The following is a 21879-nucleotide window of genomic DNA, read 5'->3' as shown; positions in this document are numbered from 1 at the left end:
GCCAGGCTGTCGTGAGGCATATGGCCTGAAGGCTCTTGGCCGTGACGGACAGCGATGCGTCCGGCCGGGGAGGGGGCGGGAGGATGTGCCGTGACCGTGGAGAGGGCCCCGGCGCCGTATGGCGCCGGGGCCTGTCCTCCCCTGTGCTGACCCGGAGCCCCGAGCTCCCAGGGTCATTCCCCTCGGACCGTTTTCCCCGAGCGGTCCGCCTCCCGGTGAAGGTCTCCCCTCGGCGATGGCGATCAATCCTTGCGGGGGGTCACTCGAATGAGGGGTGTTGCCCGCAGAGACCGCATTCTCGAATAAAGGTTCGATAGTCTGCGGATGGTCGGGTGACGGGTCACGCGGAACGTGCGCTTCATGGATGTGCGCATAAGATCACGTCGGACACACAGGACATGCACATCGCGTGCGAGGGCGTCTACGCTGCGTGCGGCGAGGGTGGCCCGCGGTGTTCGCGTGAACGACGCCGGATACGGCAGATACGGCAGGCACAGCAGGCACGGCAAGCAGGACGCGGTTCACAGGATCGGCCGGCTCGAGCGGGAGCGAGCGGTCCGAGCGGAGCTAGGGGGGTGCCAGGACCAATGGCGCGACGCATCGACGTGACCGGTACAGGCGGCGTACGTCTCGCGGCCTGGGAGTTCGGCGACCCTCTCAAGACCGACCCCGCCAAGGAGCACGACCGCACGCCCGGCGTCCTGTTACTGCACGGCCTGATGGGCCGCGCGTCACACTGGGCCTCCACCGCCCGCTGGCTCTCCGGGCGGTACCGCGCTGTCGCCCTCGACCAGCGCGGCCACGGCCGTAGCGACAAGCACACGCAGGCCTCCTTCACGCGCGAGGCGTACGTCGACGACGCCGAGGCCGCCCTCGAACAGCTCGGCCTCGCTCCGGCCGTCCTCATCGGCCACGCCATGGGCGCGCTGACCGCCTGGCAGCTCGCCGCCAAGCGGCCCGACCTGGTGCGCGGCGTGGTCATCTGCGACATGCGGGCCTCCGCGCTCGGCTCGGCCTCGCAGCGGGAGTGGGCGGACTGGTTCAAGTCCTGGCCCGTTCCCTTCGCCACGCTCGCCGACGTACGCAAGTGGTTCGGCGAGGACGACCCGTGGGTCGAGCGGCCGAACCCTGCGCGCGGGGAGTTCTACGCCGAGGTGATGCACGAGTGCGAGGACGGGTGGCGGCCGGTTTTCGAGCTGGACCAGATGCTCAAGTCCCGGGAGACGTGGGTGTTCGACGCGCACTGGGAGGAGTTGGCGCAGGTTCAGTGCCCTGCGTTGGTCGTGCGCGGGCTGGACGGGGAGCTCGGGCGGGCTGAGGCTCAGGAGATGGTGCGGGTGTTGCCTCGGGGGGAGTATGCGGAGGTGGCCGACGCGGGTCACCTTGTGCATTACGACCAGCCGGAGGGGTGGCGCGCTGCGATCGAGCCGTTTCTTGAGGCGGTGCGGAGTGAGGCAGGGCGCCCTATGAGCTCGGGGGCTTCTGATTGATGGCGGCTGCGGGTTGTTTGTGGCTGGTCGCGCCCACGCGGCGGAGCCCGCCCATCGATACAGCCCCGCGCCCCCAAGAAAGCGGCATTTGCAGGGACTGCGCGCCAAGAGGCCACCGTCAGCCCTTGCTCACCGCCGTAAGGATCTCCGGTAGGCGGGCCGCCGTGCGCGGAGCCGCCAGCCGGAGACCCAGCCACGTGACCGTCGCCCCGTACCCCGCGCCCACCGGCAGCAGCAGCCAGGTCCATGCCTCCCCGTCCTCGCTCACGTTCAGCCAGATCGTCACCGCGATCACGGGCGCGCACAGCAGGGCCGCCGCGATCATGCCGCCGAAGACCGAGATCCAGGCCAGGCCCGCCTGACCGGGAGCGACGTTCTTGTAGCCCTCCTGAGGGATGGAGTACGGGAAGCGGGCCGACGTCCAGGCGCCCGTCGCCAGCATCGCGCCGAGGAGGGCGAAGGACAGGCCCAGCACCTCGGGGAGCTCGCTCCAGTCGCCGAGGAGCGCTGTCGTCAGGACGGTGACGAGGGTGGCGTAGGGAAGGGTGATCAGCAGCAGCGCCAGCGCCCGGCCGCGCAGCTCGACGCAGGCGTCCCGCGGGGACGAGATCGTCATCGCGACCATCCAGAACGCGGACGTGTCCTGCCCGAACTGGTTGTACATCTGGATGCCGAGCATTCCGGCGGCGAAGCAGGCGAAGTAGATCGAGCCGGTGCCCTGCAGGGCGTTGAACAGCGGCACGATCAGGCCGATGGCGAGCGAGGTCACCCAGGCCGCCTTGGTCTTGGGGTCGCGCCAGATGTAGCGCAGGCTGCGCTCCATGACGGTGCCGGTGCGGCCGGCCGGCAGGAGGCGGGCGAGGCCCGTCGAGGTCCGTTCCCGTACGGCGGCCTTGGTGACCGCCTGGAGCGTGGAGCCGTCGGGCGAGGTCATCAGCCGCGTCAGATGCCGTGACCACACGGCGATCAGCGCCACCAACGCGCCCGCGCTCAAGGCGAGCTGGAGGACACCGACGCCGTACGCTCCCGCACTCACCGACTCCACCGCCCCGATCGCGGACGCCGGCGGCACCCACCGCAGCACATCCGCAGCCGGGTCGAGCTGGCCGAGCCCCGCCGAACCCAGCCGCTGCACCCCGAAGTTCACGACCTGCGCCCCGATCGCGATGACGAGCCCGCTCAGCACCGCCAGATCGCGCCCCTTACGGCTGGTCAGCAGCCGGATGTTGGCCGCGGCGACGGCCCGCGCGAGCGCCACGCACACCAACAGGGCGAGGACGACGGCGACGACTCCGGCGACGTACGCCACTCCGCCCCGCGCGACCGCGATCACCGAACCGGTGAAGAGGCACAGGGTGAACAGCGGCCCTATTCCCACCAGCGAGGCCGCGAGCAGTGCCCGCACCAGGGGCCGGGGTCGCAACGGCAGCATCACGAGCCGCGTCGGGTCCAGGGTCTCGTCCCCACCGGGGAAGAACAGCGGCATCACGGTCCAGCCGAGCGCGAGCACCGCGACGAGCAGGACGACCACGGAGTCGGCGTGCGCGTTGCCGCGCAGCGCGATCAGCCCGAGGAGTTGCAGCGCGGCGAAGAGGAGGACGAGGACGGCCGAGGCGACGTAGGCGGCCCGGCGCCCACCGGACTGCCGCAGCCCGTTGCGGAGCAGGGACAGCTTCAGCCGTACGACGACTCCCGTGACGTCGGTGCTCATCGGGCCCCGCCGCCCAGCCAGTCGAGGTCGGATACGGCGTCGCGGCCGTTCGCGCCGACGAGTTCGAGGAACGCCTGCTGCAACGAGGCCGCCTCCCCACGGACCTCGGCCAGGGGGCCGTGGGCACGGATGCGGCCGGCGGCCATGACGGCGACCCAGTCGCACAACGACTCGACGAGCTCCATGACATGGGAGGAGAAGACGACGGTCGCGCCGGAGGCGGTGTAGCGCTCCAGCACGCCCCGGATGGTCTGCGCGGAGACGGGGTCGACGCCCTCGAACGGCTCGTCCAGGAACAGCACTTCGGGGTTGTGGAGGAGCGCTGCCGCGAGCCCGATCTTCTTGCGCATGCCGGTCGAGTAGTCGACGACCAGCTTGTGCTGGGCCCCCGCCAGATCGAGTACGTCGAGCAGCTGGGTGGCCCGCTTGTCGACCTCGGCCCCGGGAAGCCCGCGCAATCGCCCCGAGTACGCGAGCAGTTCCCGCCCGGAGAGCCGCTCGAAGAGCCGAAGCCCCTCCGGCAACACCCCGATCCGCGCCTTCACCTCGACGGGATCCCGCCACACGTCATGCCCGACGACCGAGACGGCCCCCTGATCGGGCCGCAGCAACCCGGTCACCATGGAAAGGGTCGTGGTCTTCCCCGCTCCATTAGGCCCGACAAGCCCGATGAACTTCCCCGCGGGCAACTCCAGATCAATCCCGGCTACGGCAACTTGCTGCCCGAACCGCTTCCAGAGCCCACGCACGCTAACGGCCGACGTCATGGAGCCAACCTAAGGGGCGCGGGGCTGTGTTCAATATGCGGCTCCGCCGCGTGGGCGCGACAAGCCACAAACAACCCGCAGTCGCCGTCAATCAGCAACCAGGCAGATGAGAAGGCGCTCTTAACGATCCCTACCGCAGGCATACGCAAGCGGCGAGATCAACTCCTCCGCATCCGGCAGCCACCGATTCGCCGGCGTAGGCCGGCAGGCCCACTGCACAGCCCCCCGAGACCCGAACCGGGTAGGAGGCCCGGCGACATACGCCCCCTCCCCGAGCGCGACCAGATCCAGCGACCCGACCGACCACCCCAGCTTGCGCACCAGCTCAGGAAGCTTCACCGACGCACCCGGCAACACGAAGAAGTGCATCCGACGATCCGGCGTCAACGTCACCGGCCCCAGCGTCAACTCCATCCGCTCCATACGGGCAAGGGCGAGAAACCCGGCGGTCTCCGGGACGGAAATCGCATCGAAGGTCCGCCCCGTGGGCAGCAGGATCGACGCGTTGGGCTGCTTCTGCCACATCCGTCGCGCGACCGTCGCGCTCCCCGTCGCCTGCGTCGCCCAGTCGGGGCGTGCGGCGTGCGCGCCGGGCGCGGGGCACGCGGTGTCGCCGCAGGAGCACAGCTGCGCGCCGTCGACGGCTTCCAACCAGGTCCCCGGGAACACGTCCCAGTGGCGCTCCTCGGCATAGCGAACGGCGGTCTCCAGCAGCGTTTCGCCGCGCTGCTTCGGAATCTGTGCGGCTTCGGTGGCCGGGATCGTCTCTTCCACGCTGAACACAACTCCCGCACCCACCTCGGGTTACGGGGGTAGCGCGCGCGGGGGAGGAGCATCGATTCCTCATCTGGGGCGCATGGGTGCACGTGTGGGGGCGCGTGGGAGGAACCGTGGCGCGAGCTGGGTAACCACCTGTGGGGTCGGCTTCCGCCGTTACCCCGGCAATCCTCGCAAGCCTCGCATTTTCGGTATGCCGACGGGGCATTGATCTTCACGGCCGGAACCTTGCGGTGCACAGCCAGTGCCCCGAGCCGGATTCGGTGGTGGAAGACACGTCAACTCGGTGCGTGGGCAGGCACCGCAGCCACAGGGGGTACGCCATGGCCGCAAGGCCTCTCGTCGCGCGACAGCCGAACGAACGGCTGCAGGCACTCATCCAGGAAGCGGGCTGCTCGAACGCAGGGCTGGCCCGCCGCGTCAACATGTGCGGCGCGGAGCACGGCCTCGATCTGCGCTACGACAAGACGTCCGTGGCCCGTTGGCTGCGCGGGCAGCAGCCGCGGGGACGGGCGCCGGCGATCATCGCGGAGGCGCTCGGCCGCAAGCTGGGCCGTACGGTCACGATCGACGAGATCGGCATGGCCAACGGCAAGAACCTCGCGTCCGGCGTCGGTCTCCAGTTCTCGCCGACGGTACTGGGGGCCATCGAGCAGGTCTGCGAGCTGTGGCGCAGCGACGTCGGGCGGCGGGACTTCCTGTCCGGCTCGTCCGTCGCCGCGTCCGCGCTGGTCGAGCCCAGCCGCGACTGGCTGATCTCGTCGCCCGACTCGCAGGTGGCGCGCTCGGCGGGGCCGCGCGTGGGGCAGTCCGACGTGGCGGCCGTGCGGGCGATGACGCAGGCGCTCGTAGACCTTGATCACCAGTACGGCAGCGGGCATGTGCGGCCGGTCGTCGTGCACTACCTGAACAGTGTCGTCTCCGGGCTGCTGGCCGGGTCGTACCGGGAAGCGGTGGGACGGGAACTCTTCGCGGCCGTCGCGCGGTTGACCGAGCTCGCCGGGTACATGGCCATCGACACCGGGCAGCCGGGGCTCGCCCAGCGGTACTACATCCAGGCGCTGCGGCTCGCGCAGGCGGCGGGAGACCGGGGCTACGGCGGATATGTGCTGGCCGCGTCCATGAGCCACCTCGCCGCGCAACTCGGGAACCCGCGTGAGATCGCGCAGTTGGCGCGGGCGGCGCAGGAGGGGGCGCGTGGGCGCGTGCCCCCGCGCGTGGAGGCGATGTTCTATGCGGCCGAGGCGCGAGGGCATGCGTTGATGAGCGACGCGCGGGCCGCGCAGGTGGCGTCCGGGCGGGCGGTGACCGCGCTGGAGACGGCGGATCCGGAGTCCGGGGACGACCCGGCGTGGATCGCGCACTTCGACGAGGCCTATCTCGCCGACGAGTTGGCGCACTGCCACCGCGACCTCGGCCAGGCCGAGGCGGCGGCGCGACGCGCGGAGGAGTCCCTTGCAGGGCTCCCCGAGGCGAAGGCGCGGCGCCGTGCGATCGGTCATGTGCTGCTCGCCACAGCACAGCTGCAGCAGCGTGAGGTCGAACAGGCCTGCCACACCGGGCTGAAGGCCGTGGAGCTCCTGGAGACCCTGCGCTCCAACCGGGGTGCCGAGTATCTGGAGGACTTCCAGCAGCGGCTGGAGCCGTTCCGGGACGAGCCGGTGGTCAGGGAGTTCGGGGCGCGGCTGGACCTGCAGGCGGCGGCGTGAAACGACGGGGTACGAGGGCGTGAACGGCAGGGAAATGAAGGCGCCGGTCCCGGAAGGAGGGCGTATGTAGGGGATGGGGGACCGGACTGTTACGGCGGTCACAGCGATGCAGGTCACGTCCTGGGCTGCGTAGCACGCGGATCGGAGGAGCCGGTAGCGTGAGCCGACGATTCACAAGGTCCCCCATTAGTAGGAGTCCCGGTGACGCAGAGTGGACAGGGCGAGGAGCCCTCGGCGCGGCCCGCGCACGAAGGCATCGTGCTGCCCTCCGACGGTGGTGAGCCGCTGCTGCCGGGTATGACGGGCGGGCAGGGCGGCCGGCCGACGGCGGTACCGGCCACGCCGCCGACCGCACCCCCGCCTTCGGCGCCGCCCGGCGGCCAGGCCTGGGGCACCCCCTGGGGACCCGACCAGCAACACCAGCAGCCGACCCCGCCGCCTGCCGCGCCGGGCCAGTCCTGGGGGACACCGCCCGGCCAGTCCTGGGGCGGGCAGGAACAGCCGTACCAGTCGCCGCCGCCCGCCCAGTGGGGCGCGGCGCCGGATGCCGCCGGAGGCGCGCCGTCCCAAGCGCTGCCGCCGGAGGGCGTGTCGTACGGCCATGACGCCCCGGCCGGGTCACCGATGCCCGCGCCGCAGCGGCCGTACGGGCAGGGCGGCCCCTCGTCGACGCCGCTGCCGCCTGCGGGCGGAGAGACCTACGGCGCTCCTGGCCCGGGTGGTGCCTTGCCGCCCGCCGGTGGGATGACGTACGGCGCCCCGGGCTCCGGCGCGCCACTGCCGCCCGCCGCGCACCACGCCGCCGCCGCGCCCCTCCCGCACGCCGGTGCCGGTGGCTTCGGGGCCCCGTTGCCTCCGGCGGACGAGGGCGCCACTCAGTACATACCGCCCGTCTCCGCATCCCCCGCTTCCGCAGCCGACGAGGGGGCGACGCAGTACATACCGCCGGTGGGGCCGGGGGCGTTGCCGCCCGAGGCCCCCAGTGAGAGCACGCAGATCCTGGGGCGCGTCCGGCAGGGAGGCGGCGCCGGTCCGCAGGGCGCTGCCGGACCGATGCCGTCGGCTTCCGGCGCCGACGCGGAGGCCACGCAGTACATCCCGCCCGTGCCCGGCCAGCCGTTCGGCGCGCCGCACGCAGGGGCCGAGCGGCAGCCGCTCGCCGACTTCGACAACCTCTTCCGCAGCGAGCCGGGCGGCGAGCCCCCGGCCGCGGCCACCCAGCAGATGCCGCGCTTCCAGCAGCCGCAACCGCAGGCGCACGGCGGGCACCAGGCGGCGTACTTCCCGCCCGGCTCGAGCGGCGACGACGGCGGCCGGGAAGGCCGCGGTGGTGGTCGTACGCGCTCTCGGCTGCCGCTCATAGCCGTCGGCGTCGGTATCGCCGTGCTCGGCATCGGCGCGGGCGCGCTGCTCGCCGGCGGGGGCAAGGACGACGACGGCGGCGAGGACAACGCTCCCGTCTCCGCCACGGCCCCGGCGAGCGAGGGCTCCCCCTCCCCGTCGGCCGATCCGGCCGAGCAGCAGGCGATCGCCCTGGACAAGCTGCTGGCCGACAGCGGTGACAGCCGTACCGCCGTGATCAACGCGGTGGGCGCCGTGAAGTCCTGCCGCAACCTCGCTCAGGCCGCCACGGACCTGCGCGGCGCGGCCAAGCAGCGCAACCAGCTGGTCACCGACCTGTCCAAGCTCACCGTCGACCAGCTACCGAACCACACCGCGCTGACCACCGCGCTGACCAAGGCGTGGCAGGCGTCGGCGTCCGCCGACAACCACTACGCGGCGTGGGCGGACCAGGTCGCCGCCAAGAAGAAGCAGCTCTGCAAGAAGGGCCAGGCCCAGTCCACCAACCAGACCCAGGCCGGCGACCGGGCCAGCGGCACCGCCAGCGCGCAGAAGCAGACGGCCGCGCAGCTGTGGAACACGATCGCCAAGAAGTACGGCCTGACGGAGCGCCGGCCGATCCAGCTGTAGTAAGGGCCGGGCGGTCAGTTCAGGTCGGCGTTCTGCAGCGTCTTCGTCACGTCGGTGAAGCCCTTGCGGGCCGCCACCAGCCGCCCGTCCCGTACGACCTGGAGGGTCACGTCACGGTTGACCAGACGGGGGAAGCCGACGGTGGCCAGGACGTCCTGGAACTTCCACCGGAGAGGCGGCGTGAGCCCGCCCGTGGAGACCTTCAGGCCCCTGTTCAGAGCCTCCCGCACAGAAGACGCGGTCACCTCGCCGTCGCCCAGCGACTCGACGACCTTCTTGAACACCGTGTACGCGATCCATGTGGTCTGCACGCCGGCGTCCGCGGGGTCGATGCGGTTGTCGCCGAAGGCCTGCTCGCTGATCACCTTCTTCATCCCGTCCCACCGCGGATCGCTCGCGACCGGGTACCAGCCGGTGATGTACGACCCCTCGTACGGCCCCGACGCCCCGCCGCTCGCGTTGATCACGGTCTGGTCGACGCTGCCGAGGACGGTGGCGGTGCGCACGTCGGGGTACTCCTCGCGGGAGCGCCGGAAGGAGTCCATGAAGGTGGTGCTGCGGTCGCCGAGGGCCGGCACCACACAGCCCGTCTCCGTCGGGTCGTCGGTGGAGTACTGCAGCGCCCGCGCCGACTGGCTGCCGTACTCGGTGGCGTCCTCCTCGGCCAGCTGGTCGGCCGAGGGCGAATGGCCGCCCGCCCTGAGGCCCGAGTTGAGCAGGGGCGGCAGTTCATCGCCCGCGATGCTGTCCGGGCGCACCAGCGCGACGGGGCCGCAGGAGCGGGCCAGCTCCTTGCCGAGGCCCGCCAGGAGGGTGGGCTGGCCGCCGTTGACGGGGTAGGAGAGGGGGCTGGTGAACTCGGCGTTGGTGACGCCGTAGCCGCCGATGTACGGGATGCCGGCGCCCTCCAGCGAGGGCAGGAAGGTGTCGCCGTACTGGCTGTAGGAGCCGATGACCGCGACGACGTTCTCCTCGACCGCGCGGTCGGCGCACCTGGCCGCGGACACGCTGTCGTTGTGGTCGTTGCAGGTGAGGACCTCGAGCTTGCGGCCGCCGAGGCCGCCGTGGGCGTTGACCCAGCGGGCGTACGCCTGCGCGAAGGCCGGCACGCCGGGCTTGTTGGTCGCGTTGGTGTTCTCCGGAGCCCAGGTCATGACGGTGATCGTGTCGTCCCCGGAACCCCCCGTGGTACCGGGGACGACCCCGCATCCGACGGCGAACGACGCACACGCCACCAGTGCCGCCGCGGTACGTGCGGAGGCTCGGACGGGCCGGTTGGTGATCGTGGGGAGGACGGTGCTGCGGGTGCGTCGCCTGCCAGTCATGGTCACGCACGATTCCGCCACACCACTAACCCCGGCGTGACCTTTGGTTATCACGTGGTGACGGGAAGGTGAATTACGGGGGTCGGTCGGGCGGGTGTGACGGGGAACGTACGATCGATGACCGTGCAAGGTTCGGAGAACTCTTCCCGTCGCGGCCGTCGCTCATCCACCATGGGCGGCATGCCCGTAAACGACATGCCGTGGTGGCGCTGGCGCAGCAATGTGCGCTCCGCGCTGCACATGCTCTCCGATCCGGTGTTCCAACGGGACGCCTGGCTGGCCGGCGTCGACGGATACGGCGACGTCACCGACGCTGTGTACCGCCTGGTCGAGGACACCTGGCTGGACAACTGGTCCGCCGAGAAGTACGTCGGCACGATCTTCCGGGACTCGCAGGAGGCGGCGCTCGTCGACACCGCCGTGCTGCGCGTGCTGCGGATCATGCACCAGGTCGGCCCGGACGCGCCCGTCTCCGCGTACCTCGAGAACCAGGGGTGGCCGGAGGCGGTGCGGGCGGCGCGGGACGCGCACGTCCGGATGGCCATGGCCGACGGCGAGGACCCGGACGCTCCGCCGCGCACCCTCGAGGTGCTGCGGATCATGACGCGGTCCGCGTAGCGGGACGGCGCTCCGGTGCGGGGCCCGGATATGGGACCCTGTGCTGCATGAACGAGCAGTCCGACCGAGCCGCGGTCCCCTCCGACCAGTACGTCCTCATCCTGTCCTGCCCCGACAAGCAGGGCATCGTGCACGCCGTGTCGAGCTACCTCTTCATGACCGGTTGCAACATCGAGGACAGCCAGCAGTTCGGCGACCGCGACACGGGACTGTTCTTCATGCGCGTCCACTTCTCGGCGGAGTCGCCGGTGACGGTGGACAAGCTGCGGGCGAGCTTCGCGGCGATCGGGGACTCCTTCCAGATGGACTGGCAGATCCATCGGGCCGAGGAGAAGATGCGGGTCGTGCTGATGGTCAGCAAGTTCGGGCACTGCCTGAACGACCTGCTGTTCCGGGCCCGGATCGGGGCGCTGCCTGTGGAGATCGCCGCCGTGGTGTCCAACCACACCGACTTCGCCGAGCTCGTGGGGTCGTACGACATCCCCTTCCACCACATTCCGGTGACCAAGGACAACAAGGCCGAGGCGGAGGCGCGGCTGCTGGAGATCGTGCGGGAGCAGGGCGTGGAGCTGGTCGTGCTCGCCCGGTACATGCAGGTGCTCTCCGACGATCTGTGCAAGGCGCTCAGCGGGCGGATCATCAACATCCACCACTCGTTCCTGCCGAGCTTCAAGGGTGCGAAGCCGTATCACCAGGCGCATACGCGCGGTGTGAAGCTCATCGGGGCGACGGCGCACTACGTGACCGCCGACCTCGATGAAGGGCCGATCATCGAGCAGGAGGTCGAGCGGGTCGGGCATGACGTCACGCCCGACCAGCTGGTCGCGATCGGGCGGGACGTGGAGTGTCAGGCGCTGGCTCGGGCGGTCAAGTGGCATGCCGAGCGGCGGATTTTGCTGAACGGGCGGCGGACTGTCGTTTTCGCCTAAGAGCTCGGGTGTATTTGTCGTAGGGCGACTGCGGGTAATCGTGGGCTGGTCGCGCAGTTCCCCGCGCCCTAGAGGTACGCCCAGTGCACGTACTCAAGGGGCGCGGGGCTGTATCGATTTGCGGCTCCGCCGCGTGGGCGCGAGCGACCACGAACCACCCGCAGTCGCCCGCGAATCCGCAACCTACCCCTACATCCGGCTAAGGCTCGCCGCCGCGAACAGCACATCCCTGATCGCCTCCCGGTCACCCACCTGCCCGGCCGCAGCTTCCGCAGGAGACACGTGGCCCGCGGCCAACCGGCAGAACTCCGCGCCGTCCAGGGCGACGTGGGCCACCTCGAACTCGGCGGAGCCCACCGCCGCCGGGGAGTCCAGGGGGATCAGCCACTGCCCACCACCCGAGCCCTCGATCTCCAGGCGGAGACTGCGGCCGGGCTCGCCCGCAGGGACGAGGTGGCGGTGCGGGCCGGGTGACGGCGCCGCGAGGCCCGCGCGGCGGCGGGCCGCCAGGACCGTGGGGAGCATACGGGCCGCCAGGTCGACCATGTGGTGCAGATCGCGGCCGGACGGCGCCTCGTACGGGTAGTCCACCGCCTCGGCGATGTCCTCCGCGTGCACCCAGCACTCGAAGGCGCGGTCCAGCATCGCGTCGCGCAGCGGCAGTTCGAAGTCGCCGTACGCAACGGACAGTTTGCCCGTGCCGCCGCCGGTGAAGGACACCGTGCGGACCAGGTCGTGGGTCTGCTCCCGCCAGGGTGCCCGTACGGCCCGCGTCGGCGGGAAGTGCGAGGCGCGCCAGTATGCCTCGGTGCGCGCGGACGGGGTCGGCCGGTCCGCGGCCACGTCGCCCAGCGGGTCCTGAAGGCCCAGCGCGATCGCCACCATCCCGTCGACCGTCAGCAGATGTGCGATGACCCCGGCGACGGTCGTACGGCGGCTCGTCGGCTCGTCCTTGCGGAACCACCGCAGCCGCACGGGCGCGTGCCACTCGGCGTCCCCGAAGTCCTGCAGCAGGGCGTCGAGGCGGGCCGTCTCGGCGTCGTACGGCGTCGCCCACTCGGGCACCGGGATGCGCGGCGGGCGCCGCTCCAGGCAGCCCTCCAGGACGCGGGCGCGCAGGGAGGGGTCCAGGTCGAGGGTCTCGGCGGGATGCAGCAGGCCCACGGCCTCGCGCAGCCGTCGTGCCTCGTCCGCGCAGGCACCGCAGTCGCCGAGGTGCTCCTCGACGGCCGCCGTCTCCTCCGCCGAGCAGGCGGCCAGCGCCCACGCTCCGAGGAGCGATTTCAGGACACGGTGTTCGAGGACGAGCGGGGCAGGCTGCGGTGCCGGGTCGCCGAGGTTCTCCAGGGCGGGCAGGGGGCGTCCGGTGTCCTCGACGGAGGCGCGGGGGAGCGGTATGCGGGGCGGCTGGTCCGGGCTCGGCTCCGGGGTGGGGTGCTGGTCGTCACTGTTGCCGCCGCTCATACCGCCGGCTCCGCGGGTGGCGTCCTCGGAGCCGTACTCCTCCTTGTCCTTGTTCGGGTCGTACTTGTCCTGGTCGTGGCTGTCCTGGGCGTGCTGGTCCTGGTCATGGTCCTTTTCGGGGAACCGCTCCGCCTCGTTCACACCGCACCCCCGTATCCCGGCGGCGCCCCCGGGGCGGCTCCCGCGTCGTGGGCCGTGGACAGCAGCTGCAGGCCCAGGCGGAGGCGGCGGCGGGCCTCGTCCTCGGTGACGTCGAGGTCGGCGGCGGTCTGGCGGTAGTCACGGCGCTGGAAGTAGGCCAGTTCCAGGGCGGCGCGCAGCGGGACGGGCATGGACTGGACGATGTAGTCGGCGCGGGCGGCGACCGAGGCGTGGCGCACCTTGCGCTCCAGCTCCTCGGTGGAGCCCTGGCCGGCCCGGACGAGGGCGGCGGTCTCGGTGTCGCGCAGCCGCTGCACGGCGAGGCGGTGGGTCAGCGTGGCGACCCAGGAACGCAGCGGGCCCTGCCTGGGGTCGTAGGTGTCCGGGTGCTCCCAGACATGTGCGAAGACGTCGCGGGTGATGCGGTCGGCGGCGCGCTCGTCGCCCAGCACGGTGTGGGCGAGGCCGTGCACCAGCGAGGCGAAACGGTCGTAGAGCTCGCCGAGGGCGGCCGCCTCGCCGCGGGCGAGCCGCTGCTGCATCTTGCGGTCCCAGCGGGGCGGTGCGTCCTTCTTCGCCATACGGCCCCCCTCACCGGTCCGTCCCTGTCCAGCGTGCGTCCACCTTCTCCCCGAATGTAGTCGGCACGTCTGACAGCGCACGCCCCTTTGTCGCAATGTGCGCCCCTCGACGAGCAGTGGGTGGTAGTGGAGCTAGTTCTATCTTGTACTTCCTTGACTCGACTTGCATGCGGCCTTGCAGTCGCTCGGTTACCCGGGCACCGTGCGATCGGAACCGATCGAACAGGATCGAATGCGATTGAAACAAGCCTCTTCTGATCGGTCACCGTTTTCAGGAAGGTGTTTCAGGGAACAGCCGCTGGGCAGCCGCGCTGCAAGGAAGCGTAGGAATCGCTTCCGTTTCGGCTTGCGAGGGGCGTGGTGGTGACGTTGAAAGTGACCGGCGGCGAGCGAGGCGACTGGGCTGTGCTCCAGGTGTCCGGCGAGCTGGATCTGGTGACCTCGCCGGTGATGCGTCAGCACATCCATGACGTGGTGGCCGAGGGGCGCCACAGCCTCGTCCTCGACCTCTCCGAGGTCTTGTTCTGCGACTCCAGCGGCGTCGGCGTGCTCATCGCCGCCCGCCGCCTCATCCGCTCCTGCCAGGGCAGCCTGCGGCTGATACTCCCGGCGCAGGGCGCGGCGGACGGGTCGCACGTCAACCGGGTCCTGGGCGCGCTGGGCGTACGTCGGCTCTTCGAGGTCTACCCGGACGTCGCGGCGGCGGTCGCGGCCGACGCCCGGCCACTGTCCGCCTGACCGTTCACGGCCGCGGCGACCCAGCCCTCGAAGTGCCACACCGTTGTCCCAAAATTCCCCCGGTCTTGGCACAACCGCCGCTTTCCCGCGCCCGGACGGCCCCCGGCGTCGTACGCTCCGTGCGAGATGCACCCCACGTGACGTAAGGCGGCCCGATAAGACATGGTCAGCAGCGAGTACGAGCGCAGGATTGCCGGCCGGTTCGCCACCTTCGACCAGGACGGCAACGGCTACATCGACCGGGAGGACTTCAGCGCGGCGGCCAAGGCGCTGCTCGCGGAGTTCGGTACCACTGCCCGGTCCGACAAGGGCCAGGCCCTGTACATCGGTGCGGAGGCGTTCTGGCAGGGCATGGCCGGGATCGCGGACCGGGACGGCGACCAGCGCATCACGCGCGAGGAGTTCGTGAACGGCGCGGTCAAGCGGCTGCGGGACAACCCGGACCGGTTCGCCGAGATCGCCCGCCCCTTCCTGCACGCCGCCCTCGCCGTGGCCGACTCCGACGGCGACGGATCCGCCACCGTCGCCGACACCGCGCGCGTGCTCGTCTGCCTCGGCGTGCAGCAGGACATCGCCCGGGCGGCCGCCGCCACGCTCGACGCGGACAGCGACGGCAAGGTGGCCGAGGGCGAGGTCGTGACCGCGTTCGCCCGCTACTTCACCGTGCCCGAGTGAGATGGGCACCGCTGGTCCCTACGTCCCCGAGAAGCGCTCCCTGAGCTTGTACTTGAGCACCTTCCGCAGGGTCTCGTTGCGCGGAAGGGCGTCCACCACCTCCAGCTGCTCCGGCAGCTTGTGCGTCGACAGCCCTTCCCCGCGCAGATACGACGTCAGCTCCTCCAGAGTCGGTTTCCTGGCGCCGGCCGGCTGTTCCACGACCGCGCAGACCCGTTCCCCGCGCTCCGCGTCCGGCAGCCCGATCACCGCCACGTCCCCGACCGCCGGATGCCGGTGCAGCAGGTCCTCGATCTCCTTCGCCGAGACGTTCTCGCCCTTGCGGATGATCACGTCCTTGAGGCGGCCGGTCAGCACCAGATGCCCGCTGTCCGTCAGATACCCGAGGTCACCGGTCCGCAGGAACCCCTCCTCGTCGAAGGCCGCCGCCGTCTGCGCGGGATCCAGATATCCCCGGCACACCGCCTCCCCGCGCAGTCGCACCTCCCCCTGAACGATCCGGATCTCCATCTCCCGCGGCGGCCGCCCCTCCGTGGTCGCCAGGTTCTCCGCCGTGTCGTCCGGCGCCCCCATCGTGATCATCGGCACCTCGGTCATGCCGTATCCGTGTGTGAGCTGCACCCCCATCTCGCGGACCACGGCGTGATACAGCTCCGGCGGCTTCGGCGCCCCGCCGCCCGCCAGCAGCCGCAGCGAGGGGACGACCTTCTGGCCGTCCGGCTCCTTGCGGTGCTCGGCCAGGAACATCGAGTAGAAGGCCGTCGACCCGCCGGCGATCGTCACGCCGTGCCCGCGGTACGCCGCCAGCGCGTCCGGCAGCGCGAACTGCTCGAACATCACCGCGGGGAAGCCGTACACCAGCAGCATCACCATGTAGTCCGGCCCGCCTATGTGCGCGTACGGGAAGGCGATCGACCCCACGTCGTCGGCGGTCGGACGCAGCGCATGCGCCAGGCACGAGCCGCCCGCGATCAGTGAACGGTCGGTGTGCAGGACGCCCTTGGGGTCGGAGGTCGTCCCCGAGGTCCAGTAGATCCAGCGCACCGAGGTGCCCTCGGCGGGCGGCGGGGGCAGCACCGACGGATCGCCGTCGGGCAGGCTGTCGTACGCCTCGAAGACCCCCTTCGCGCCCAGCCTCCGCGCCATCTCCGTGTGGTCGAAGCCTCGCCACTCACCCGGCACCGCGAAGAACTCCGCCTTCGACTCCCGCAGCGCGAAGCCGACTTCGCGGTCCCGGTAGAACGGGATGACCGGCGACTGTACGGCGCCCAGGCGGGCCAGCGCGAAGGAGAGCAGGGCCGTCTCGATGCGGGTGGGCAGCTGCCAGGCGACGACCGTGCCGGGGCGCACGCCCATGCCGTACAGGCCGGCCGCCACGCGCTCGGCACGCGCGCGTAGGCCGCCGAAGGACAGGGAGCGCTCGTCCTGGAGGAGGACGGGGCGGTCGGGGGTCAGCTCGGCGCGGCGGGTGACCAGTTCCCAGAGTGTGGGCGAGGAACTCAGGGCGTGTGCGGTGTCGTTCACGGCGACCCCTTCGGCTGACGGAACGTCAGATCGTGCGGAGAGCGTAGGGCTCGGCGCCTTGTCGGTCCAGGGGTGCGGGGGCTAGCCTGCTGGTGAATCTGACGGATCGTCAGGCAGGTGATGGATGGACCTCACGTACACGCCCGAGGAGCAGGAGTTCCGGGCGCGGTTGCGAGAGTGGCTGGGCAAGGTCCTTCCGGTGCTCCCGCCGAAGCCCTCCCCCGACGACTGGCCCGGGCGCCGCGCCTACGACCTCGGCTGGCAGCGCAGGCTGCATGACGCCGGGTACGCCGACGTCCACTGGGACGCGTCCCCGACCATGCGGCTGATCTTCCTGGAGGAGACCGAGAAGGCCGGCGCGCCCTATGTGGGGGCGGGCTTCGTCGGGCTGCTTCACGCGGGGCCGACCATCGCCGCCGAGGGAACCCCCGAACAGCGGGCGCGCTGGCTGCCGCCGATCCTGCGCGGGGAGGAGGTCTGGTGCCAGGGCTTCAGCGAACCGGACGCCGGATCCGACCTCGCGGCGCTGCGCACACGCGCGCGTAGGGACGGCGACGACTACGTGGTGAGCGGCTCCAAGATCTGGACCTCCCATGCCGAAGTGGCCGACTGGTGCGAGCTGTTGGTGCGCACCGACCCCGAGGCACCCAAGCACCGCGGCATCAGCTGGCTGGCCATGCCCATGGACGCGCCGGGCATCACCGTACGGCCGCTGAAGACCCTTGCCGGGTCGGCCGAGTTCGCCGAGGTGTTCCTCGACGAGGTGCGGGTGCCGGTCGCCAACCGGGTCGGGGACGAGAACGACGGCTGGCGCGTGACGATGGTGACCCTGTCCTTCGAGCGCGGCACGGCCTTCGTGGGCGAGGTCGTCGCATGCCGTCGCGTACTGCGCGAACTCGCCGGTGAGGCGCGCAAGAACGGGCGCTGGGACGATCCGGTGCTGCGGCGGAGGCTGGGGCGGCTGAACGCGGAGTTCCGGGCGCTGTGGCGGCTGACGCAATGGAACGTGAGTGAGGCCGAACGGACCGGTGGGGTGCCCGGGGTCGGGGGTTCGGTTTTCAAACTGAGGTATTCGCATGCCCGGCAGGAGCTCTACGACGCCGCCGCCGACGTATGGGGCCCCGACTCGCTGGACCTGGACCGGCCGTGGGTGCTCGACCGGCTGTCCTCGCTGTCGTACACCATCGCGGCCGGCACCTCGCAGATCCAGCGGAACATCGTGGCCGAGCGGATCCTCGGGCTGCCGAAGGGGCGGTGACGGATGCGGTTCCAACTGACCGAGGACCAGCGGGCGTTGCAAGGCGGTGTGCGGGAGCTGCTGGCGCGGCGCTTCGGCCGGGAGGAGCTGCGGGCCGCCGTCGACGCGCCCGGCTGCCTGGACCGGGCGCTGTGGCGGGAACTCGGCGCGGTCGGATTCTTCGCGCTACGGCTCCCGGAGGTGCAGGGCGGGGTCGGACTCGGGCTGCCCGAGGCGGTGTTGGCCTTCGAGGAGGCGGGGCGGACGCTGCTGCCCGGGCCCTTGATGGCCACGCATCTCGCGGCGGCGGAGGTGCCGGGCGCGGCCACCGGGGAGACGGTCGTGGCGGACGTCGGCGCGTGCGGGCTGGTGGAGTGGCTCGCGGCGGCGGACGTCGTACGGGGGGACGCGGCGGGGGCCGTACCGCTGCGGTCGGTCGATCCCCTGACGCCCCTGCACCGGGTTCCCGTGGCCCGTGGCGTGGACCCCGTCGCCGTACTCCTCACCGCCGCCGAGCAACTCGGCAGCGCCACGCGCGCGTGCGAGCTGGCCGTGCAACACGCCCGGGCCCGCGAGCAGTTCGGGCAGCCGATCGGGGGCTTCCAGGCGGTGAAACACCTGTGCGCGGAGATGCTGGTGCGGACGGAGACCGCCCGCGCCGCCGTCTACGCCGCGGCCGTCACCGCCGACCCGGCGGACATCGACACCGCCCGGCTGCTCGCCGACGAGGCCGCCGTGCGCGGGGCCCGCGACTGTCTTCAGGTGCACGGCGGCATGGGATTCACCTGGGAGTTCGAGGTCCACCTGCATCTGAAGCGCGCATGGGTGCGGACCCACCGTGCGGGCGATGCTACAGAGAGTGAGGAGAATCTGGCCGCCGAACTTCTCGCACAGCCGATCTAAGACCGCCTGGTCTGCGGCGTCGCCGGCGGCGCCCGCGCGGATGTCGCGGATTGTGGCATACCGGAATTACGGAGCGTTGATATCGGGTTGTGTCCTACGCGTGACTCGTCACGGCCTGGAGTCGACTGCCCGCTCCGGTACCTTGTGTGAGATGCGAGTGGTTCCGAGCACGAGCCATGCCGGAGTTGCCCTTGAGGCGGCACCGGATCCGGCGGTGCGCGCCAGTGCTCGCAGGGCGGGAAGGCCCTCTGTCCCCGCCTGTTCGACTCCCCGCAACAAGCGTCGCACAGTATGCCGCAGGGGTACTCCTTCGCGCTGGAATATGCCCGAAGCGCTTGTTGGGGTGACTGTACGTCAACCATGCTGTCAGCTAAGGGATTCACGTTCCGTGACCCTGGCTTTGGCCATTGTTCTGGCCATGAAAAGAATGGCTAGGATCGTGGCCCTCGTGAGGCGCGGGGTCAATTGTCCGCCGGTTCGGATGGTGTGAGCGGTGCAGGTGCTTCAAGTGCAGCTGGAGATCCGGCCCGACCCCGCTGAGGTGGGGCGAGCCCGGCGGTGGGCCCGCTCGCGGCTTGCCGGGTCCGGGATAGAGGTCGACGAACCGCTCGCCGAGACACTGATCCTGCTCGTCTCCGAACTGGTCACCAACGCCGTGGTGCACACCGGTTGTCCGGCCGTGCTGCGACTGTCCCTGCCGGGCGTGGCCGAGGAGTCCGCCACCGTACGGCTGGAGGTCGCCGACCGCAGTGACCGCGCCCCCGTTCCCCGGTGTGTCGACGGCGACGCGACCGGCGGCCGCGGCCTCGCGCTGGTCGACGGCCTCGCGGACCGGTGGGGATGGAGCTGCGAGGGTGCCGGCAAGCGGATCTGGTGCGAACTGGACCGCGACGCGGAGTCGGAGGGTTCCGCCTCCGCCTACGGGAGCGGGGCGTCGGCGTACGAGGGGCTCGCGTACGAAGCGGTGTGACGGGCGCACGGCATGCCAAGTGCGCCGGGTTCGGTGCATGGTTGCAGAAAGCGCTGTCGCCCTTGTCCCGGTGAGCGTCAGTGCGCCCGGGCATGCTTCTGTGCGCGCCTTCTGTAAATAGGGCGTAAGTAACAAATCCCCGAGTGGGTGTTGACGCCGAGTGTCCGGTTGATCACGCTTGTGGTCAGCGATTCGCCGCGAGGGGACGACGAGGGCTTCGGTGACGGAGGCCCTCGCCGAGTGTGGGTCGTGATTCGGCGTCGGTTCTCTTCAGGGCCCGGAGAGCCGGGGCGGGTACGCCGGAGTCGGATGGCGGCGCGTGGTGCCGTGCTCGGGGCGATCACTGCCGCGCCGCCAGCCGACCTCGTCAGAGCACGGCCACGGGTGCCACGGGGGATCCCGTACCGCCGACGAAGGGCTCGGGCATCGCCGACAGCAGGAACGTATAGCGACCCTCTTGTCCACAGGCTGTGGACAACTCTTCGAGATTCCAGTTCTGGCCCTGAAGCATCCCCATTTCCACCAAATCGAGCGCATGCACGGGCAGCCACAGATCCTCCACCTCGGGTGGAAAGATCTCAAATGTGAGGGTGTCGTTCGCCACGGCCGCCACATCGCGCGCGTGGAACCACTCCGGCGTACGGATCGACAGACCGGGCGAGGGGTAGCCGTACCCGTGCTTGTCGCCGGCGAGAAAGACCTGGATCTGTCCCGTCCGTACGAGCACGATGTCGCCGGCGCGCACGCGTGTGCCCGCGAGTTCCTCCGCTGCCTCCAGGTCCTCCGGTGTGACCGCGTGTCCGCCGTCGAGCCGTGTGACGCCACGCGCGCGTGCCACGTCCAGCAGTACACCCCGCGAGACGATGTGCCGCGCCTTGTCGATGCCGCTGAACTCGGCGCCGCCGTGCGGGGTGATGGTGCCGGCGGGGCGGCCGTTGTAGAGCCGGCCCGAGTGGGAGACATGGGTGAGCGCGTCCCAGTGGGTCGCGGCCTGCAGCCCCATGGTCACGGCGTCGTCGCTGCACGCGACGGTTCCCGGGCCGAAGATCTCCTGGTTGATCTGCACCATGGCGTGCAGGGGGTTGACGCGGCCGGGGATCATTCCGGTCTGTATGCCGTCCTGTTGCAGGGGCAGGGCGAGGGGGACGCGGCGGCCGGTGCGGACGCAGGTGACCGCCTCGCGGACCACCTCGTCGGTGATCAGGTTGAGGGTGCCGATCTCGTCGTCCGCCCCCCAACGGCCCCAGTTGTTCACGCGTTTGGCGATCTCGTGGAACGCGTCCGGCAGTGACATGAGTCCTCCCCGGGGCTTGTCTTCACGTATCTGACGGGTCGTAGAATCGAGTTCGAATCTAACGGACCGTCAGAAGCTGCGGGAAGGGGCCGGGGCATGGGGAACTTCTTGGCAGGCAAGGTCGTCGCCGTGACGGGTGCCGGGCGGGGGATAGGGCGAGCCGTGGCGCTGGCGGCCGCGGCCGAGGGTGCGCGGGTGGTCGTCAACGACTACGGGGTGTCCGTGGACGGGGTCTCCCCCACGAGCGAGGTCGCCGAGGGCGTGGTCAAGGAGATCGAGGCGGCGGGCGGGGAGGCCGTTGCCGTGGCCGACGACGTGTCCACGATGGCCGGTGGGCAGCGGGTCGTGGATACGGCGGTGTCGGCCTACGGGCGGATCGACGGGGTCGTGTGTGTCGCCGGGATTCTGCGGGAGCGGATGCTGTTCAACATGACCGAGGAGGAGTGGGATCCGGTCGTCGCCACGCATCTGAAGGGGACGTTCACGGTGTTCCGGGCCGCGTCGGCGGTGATGCGGAAGCAGGGGGCGGGGGCCTTGATCGGGTTCACCAGTGGGAATCATCAAGGGTCGGTTTCGCAGGCGAATTACAGTGCGGCGAAGGGTGGGGTTATTTCGCTGGTGCGGAGCGCTGCGCTGGGCTTGAACCGGTATGGGGTGACTGCCAATGCGGTGGCGCCTGTTGCCCGTACGCGGATGTCGGCCGGGGTTCCTACGGAGCTGGCGGAGATGGGGGAGCCGGAGGACGTGGCCGCGTTGGTGGTCTACCTGTTGTCGGATCCTGCTCGGGAGCAGGGAGTTACGGGGCAGGTGTACACGGTCGCGGGGGCGAAGATCGCGGTTTGGGCTCAGCCGCGGGAGCTGCGCTCTGCTTATGCCTCCGGCGGGTGGACGCCGGAGAAGATCGCGGAGATTTTGCCCGGGTCGGTGGGGGTGGATCCGATGCCGATGTTGGAGCGGGTGGAGGCGATGCGGCGAGCTGCCGCCGAGGGGTCGCGGCCTAACGCCTGAGAGCTCGGGGGTTCGGTAGTACGGCGACCGAGGGTTGGTTGTGGCTT

The 21879-nt window shown here is 70.8% G+C and carries 19 protein-coding genes; 11 read left to right on the top strand and 8 right to left on the bottom strand.

All coding sequences use genetic code 11. The annotated features are described in order from the left end of the window. Window positions 1–587: 587 nt before the first annotated feature. A complete protein-coding gene (locus ADL12_RS17715; protein WP_062703553.1) occupies window positions 588–1490 on the top strand; it encodes an alpha/beta fold hydrolase in 903 nt (300 codons plus the stop codon). Between the two features lie 118 nt (window positions 1491–1608). Here ADL12_RS17715 and ADL12_RS17710 read toward each other — a convergent pair whose 3' ends face one another. From ADL12_RS17710 to ADL12_RS17700, 3 genes are all read right to left on the bottom strand, one after another. Continuing rightward, entirely contained in the window at window positions 1609–3201 is a 1593-nt protein-coding gene (locus ADL12_RS17710; RefSeq protein ID WP_107119945.1) for a transporter, read from the bottom strand. Beyond that, entirely contained in the window at window positions 3198–3968 is a 771-nt protein-coding gene (locus tag ADL12_RS17705; RefSeq protein WP_062703551.1) for an ABC transporter ATP-binding protein, read from the bottom strand. The genes ADL12_RS17710 and ADL12_RS17705 overlap by 4 nt, the downstream gene beginning before the upstream one ends. 120 nt (window positions 3969–4088) lie before the next feature. After that, complete coding sequence (locus tag ADL12_RS17700; RefSeq protein ID WP_107119944.1) at window positions 4089–4751, bottom strand: bifunctional DNA primase/polymerase; 663 nt, start codon at window positions 4749–4751, stop codon at window positions 4089–4091. A 317-nt stretch (window positions 4752–5068) separates the two neighbouring features. Between ADL12_RS17700 and ADL12_RS17695 the strand changes: the two genes are divergently transcribed. Continuing rightward, a complete protein-coding gene (locus tag ADL12_RS17695) occupies window positions 5069–6454 on the top strand; it encodes an NsdA family TPR-like regulatory protein (RefSeq protein ID WP_062703546.1) in 1386 nt (461 codons plus the stop codon). A gap of 201 nt (window positions 6455–6655) precedes the next feature. Further along, window positions 6656–8425, top strand: a complete 1770-nt coding sequence (locus tag ADL12_RS17690) for a hypothetical protein (RefSeq protein WP_079052102.1) — start codon at window positions 6656–6658, stop codon at window positions 8423–8425. 14 nt (window positions 8426–8439) lie between these two features. Here ADL12_RS17690 and ADL12_RS17685 read toward each other — a convergent pair whose 3' ends face one another. After that, window positions 8440–9750 carry an ABC transporter substrate-binding protein gene (locus tag ADL12_RS17685; protein ID WP_062703659.1) on the bottom strand — a complete coding sequence of 437 codons (1311 nt, stop codon included), beginning with the start codon at window positions 9748–9750 and terminating at the stop codon, window positions 8440–8442. A gap of 117 nt (window positions 9751–9867) precedes the next feature. Between ADL12_RS17685 and ADL12_RS17680 the strand changes: the two genes are divergently transcribed. Further along, a complete protein-coding gene (locus ADL12_RS17680; RefSeq protein ID WP_062703544.1) occupies window positions 9868–10368 on the top strand; it encodes an SCO4402 family protein in 501 nt (166 codons plus the stop codon). 47 nt (window positions 10369–10415) lie between these two features. Beyond that, window positions 10416–11297 carry a formyltetrahydrofolate deformylase gene (purU, locus tag ADL12_RS17675; protein WP_062703543.1) on the top strand — a complete coding sequence of 294 codons (882 nt, stop codon included), beginning with the start codon at window positions 10416–10418 and terminating at the stop codon, window positions 11295–11297. A 189-nt stretch (window positions 11298–11486) separates the two neighbouring features. Here the strand turns inward: purU and ADL12_RS17670 are convergent, their stop codons facing one another. After that, a complete protein-coding gene (locus ADL12_RS17670) occupies window positions 11487–12761 on the bottom strand; it encodes a maleylpyruvate isomerase N-terminal domain-containing protein (RefSeq protein WP_062703657.1) in 1275 nt (424 codons plus the stop codon). Between the two features lie 137 nt (window positions 12762–12898). Then, a complete protein-coding gene (locus ADL12_RS17665) occupies window positions 12899–13483 on the bottom strand; it encodes a sigma-70 family RNA polymerase sigma factor (protein WP_062703542.1) in 585 nt (194 codons plus the stop codon). Window positions 13484–13840: 357 nt separating this feature from the next. On the opposite strand from ADL12_RS17665, the gene ADL12_RS17660 reads away from it, so the two are divergent. Beyond that, on the top strand, window positions 13841–14221 hold the full coding sequence (locus ADL12_RS17660) for an STAS domain-containing protein (protein ID WP_062703541.1): 381 nt from the start codon (window positions 13841–13843) through the stop codon (window positions 14219–14221). Between the two features lie 162 nt (window positions 14222–14383). Continuing rightward, a complete protein-coding gene (locus tag ADL12_RS17655) occupies window positions 14384–14896 on the top strand; it encodes an EF-hand domain-containing protein (RefSeq protein ID WP_062703540.1) in 513 nt (170 codons plus the stop codon). Between the two features lie 18 nt (window positions 14897–14914). On the opposite strand, the gene ADL12_RS17650 is transcribed toward ADL12_RS17655, so the two are convergent. Next, window positions 14915–16420: a class I adenylate-forming enzyme family protein gene (locus ADL12_RS17650; RefSeq protein WP_062703539.1), complete on the bottom strand. Its 1506-nt coding sequence runs from the start codon at window positions 16418–16420 to the stop codon at window positions 14915–14917. 124 nt (window positions 16421–16544) lie between these two features. Between ADL12_RS17650 and ADL12_RS17645 the strand changes: the two genes are divergently transcribed. The 3 genes from ADL12_RS17645 (at window position 16545) to ADL12_RS17635 (ending at window position 19530) form a co-directional block, all read left to right on the top strand. Then, complete coding sequence (locus ADL12_RS17645) at window positions 16545–17678, top strand: acyl-CoA dehydrogenase family protein (RefSeq protein WP_062703537.1); 1134 nt, start codon at window positions 16545–16547, stop codon at window positions 17676–17678. A gap of 3 nt (window positions 17679–17681) precedes the next feature. After that, a complete protein-coding gene (locus ADL12_RS17640; RefSeq protein ID WP_062703535.1) occupies window positions 17682–18560 on the top strand; it encodes an acyl-CoA dehydrogenase family protein in 879 nt (292 codons plus the stop codon). A 493-nt stretch (window positions 18561–19053) separates the two neighbouring features. Continuing rightward, entirely contained in the window at window positions 19054–19530 is a 477-nt protein-coding gene (locus ADL12_RS17635) for an ATP-binding protein (RefSeq protein WP_107119943.1), read from the top strand. Window positions 19531–19897: 367 nt separating this feature from the next. On the opposite strand, the gene ADL12_RS17630 is transcribed toward ADL12_RS17635, so the two are convergent. Continuing rightward, window positions 19898–20824, bottom strand: coding sequence for a cyclase family protein (locus ADL12_RS17630; RefSeq protein ID WP_062703531.1), 927 nt, complete (start codon window positions 20822–20824; stop codon window positions 19898–19900). A 96-nt stretch (window positions 20825–20920) separates the two neighbouring features. Between ADL12_RS17630 and ADL12_RS17625 the strand changes: the two genes are divergently transcribed. Beyond that, window positions 20921–21832, top strand: coding sequence for an SDR family oxidoreductase (locus tag ADL12_RS17625; protein WP_062703528.1), 912 nt, complete (start codon window positions 20921–20923; stop codon window positions 21830–21832). Window positions 21833–21879 lie beyond the last annotated feature (47 nt).

Origin of the sequence: Streptomyces regalis (assembly GCF_001509475.1) — a bacterium.
Classification (GTDB): domain Bacteria; phylum Actinomycetota; class Actinomycetes; order Streptomycetales; family Streptomycetaceae; genus Streptomyces; species Streptomyces regalis.
Note: the sequence above shows the minus strand (reverse complement) of the source record. Positions and strands in the feature narration are given on the sequence as shown.

Excerpts from the sequence above, each read along its gene's own strand:
- ADL12_RS17715 (WP_062703553.1), top strand. The coding sequence starts at position 588 with ATGGCGCGACGCATCGACGTGACCGGTACAGGCGGCGTACGTCTCGCG.
- ADL12_RS17710 (WP_107119945.1), bottom strand. The coding sequence starts at position 3,201 with ATGAGCACCGACGTCACGGGAGTCGTCGTACGGCTGAAGCTGTCCCTG.
- ADL12_RS17705 (WP_062703551.1), bottom strand. The coding sequence starts at position 3,968 with ATGACGTCGGCCGTTAGCGTGCGTGGGCTCTGGAAGCGGTTCGGGCAG.
- ADL12_RS17695 (WP_062703546.1), top strand. The coding sequence starts at position 5,069 with ATGGCCGCAAGGCCTCTCGTCGCGCGACAGCCGAACGAACGGCTGCAG.
- ADL12_RS17685 (WP_062703659.1), bottom strand. The coding sequence starts at position 9,750 with ATGACTGGCAGGCGACGCACCCGCAGCACCGTCCTCCCCACGATCACC.
- ADL12_RS17680 (WP_062703544.1), top strand. The coding sequence starts at position 9,868 with ATGACCGTGCAAGGTTCGGAGAACTCTTCCCGTCGCGGCCGTCGCTCA.
- purU (WP_062703543.1), top strand. The coding sequence starts at position 10,416 with ATGAACGAGCAGTCCGACCGAGCCGCGGTCCCCTCCGACCAGTACGTC.
- ADL12_RS17670 (WP_062703657.1), bottom strand. The coding sequence starts at position 12,761 with ATGAGCGGCGGCAACAGTGACGACCAGCACCCCACCCCGGAGCCGAGC.
- ADL12_RS17665 (WP_062703542.1), bottom strand. The coding sequence starts at position 13,483 with ATGGCGAAGAAGGACGCACCGCCCCGCTGGGACCGCAAGATGCAGCAG.
- ADL12_RS17655 (WP_062703540.1), top strand. The coding sequence starts at position 14,384 with ATGGTCAGCAGCGAGTACGAGCGCAGGATTGCCGGCCGGTTCGCCACC.
- ADL12_RS17645 (WP_062703537.1), top strand. The coding sequence starts at position 16,545 with ATGGACCTCACGTACACGCCCGAGGAGCAGGAGTTCCGGGCGCGGTTG.
- ADL12_RS17640 (WP_062703535.1), top strand. The coding sequence starts at position 17,682 with ATGCGGTTCCAACTGACCGAGGACCAGCGGGCGTTGCAAGGCGGTGTG.
- ADL12_RS17630 (WP_062703531.1), bottom strand. The coding sequence starts at position 20,824 with ATGTCACTGCCGGACGCGTTCCACGAGATCGCCAAACGCGTGAACAAC.
- ADL12_RS17625 (WP_062703528.1), top strand. The coding sequence starts at position 20,921 with ATGGGGAACTTCTTGGCAGGCAAGGTCGTCGCCGTGACGGGTGCCGGG.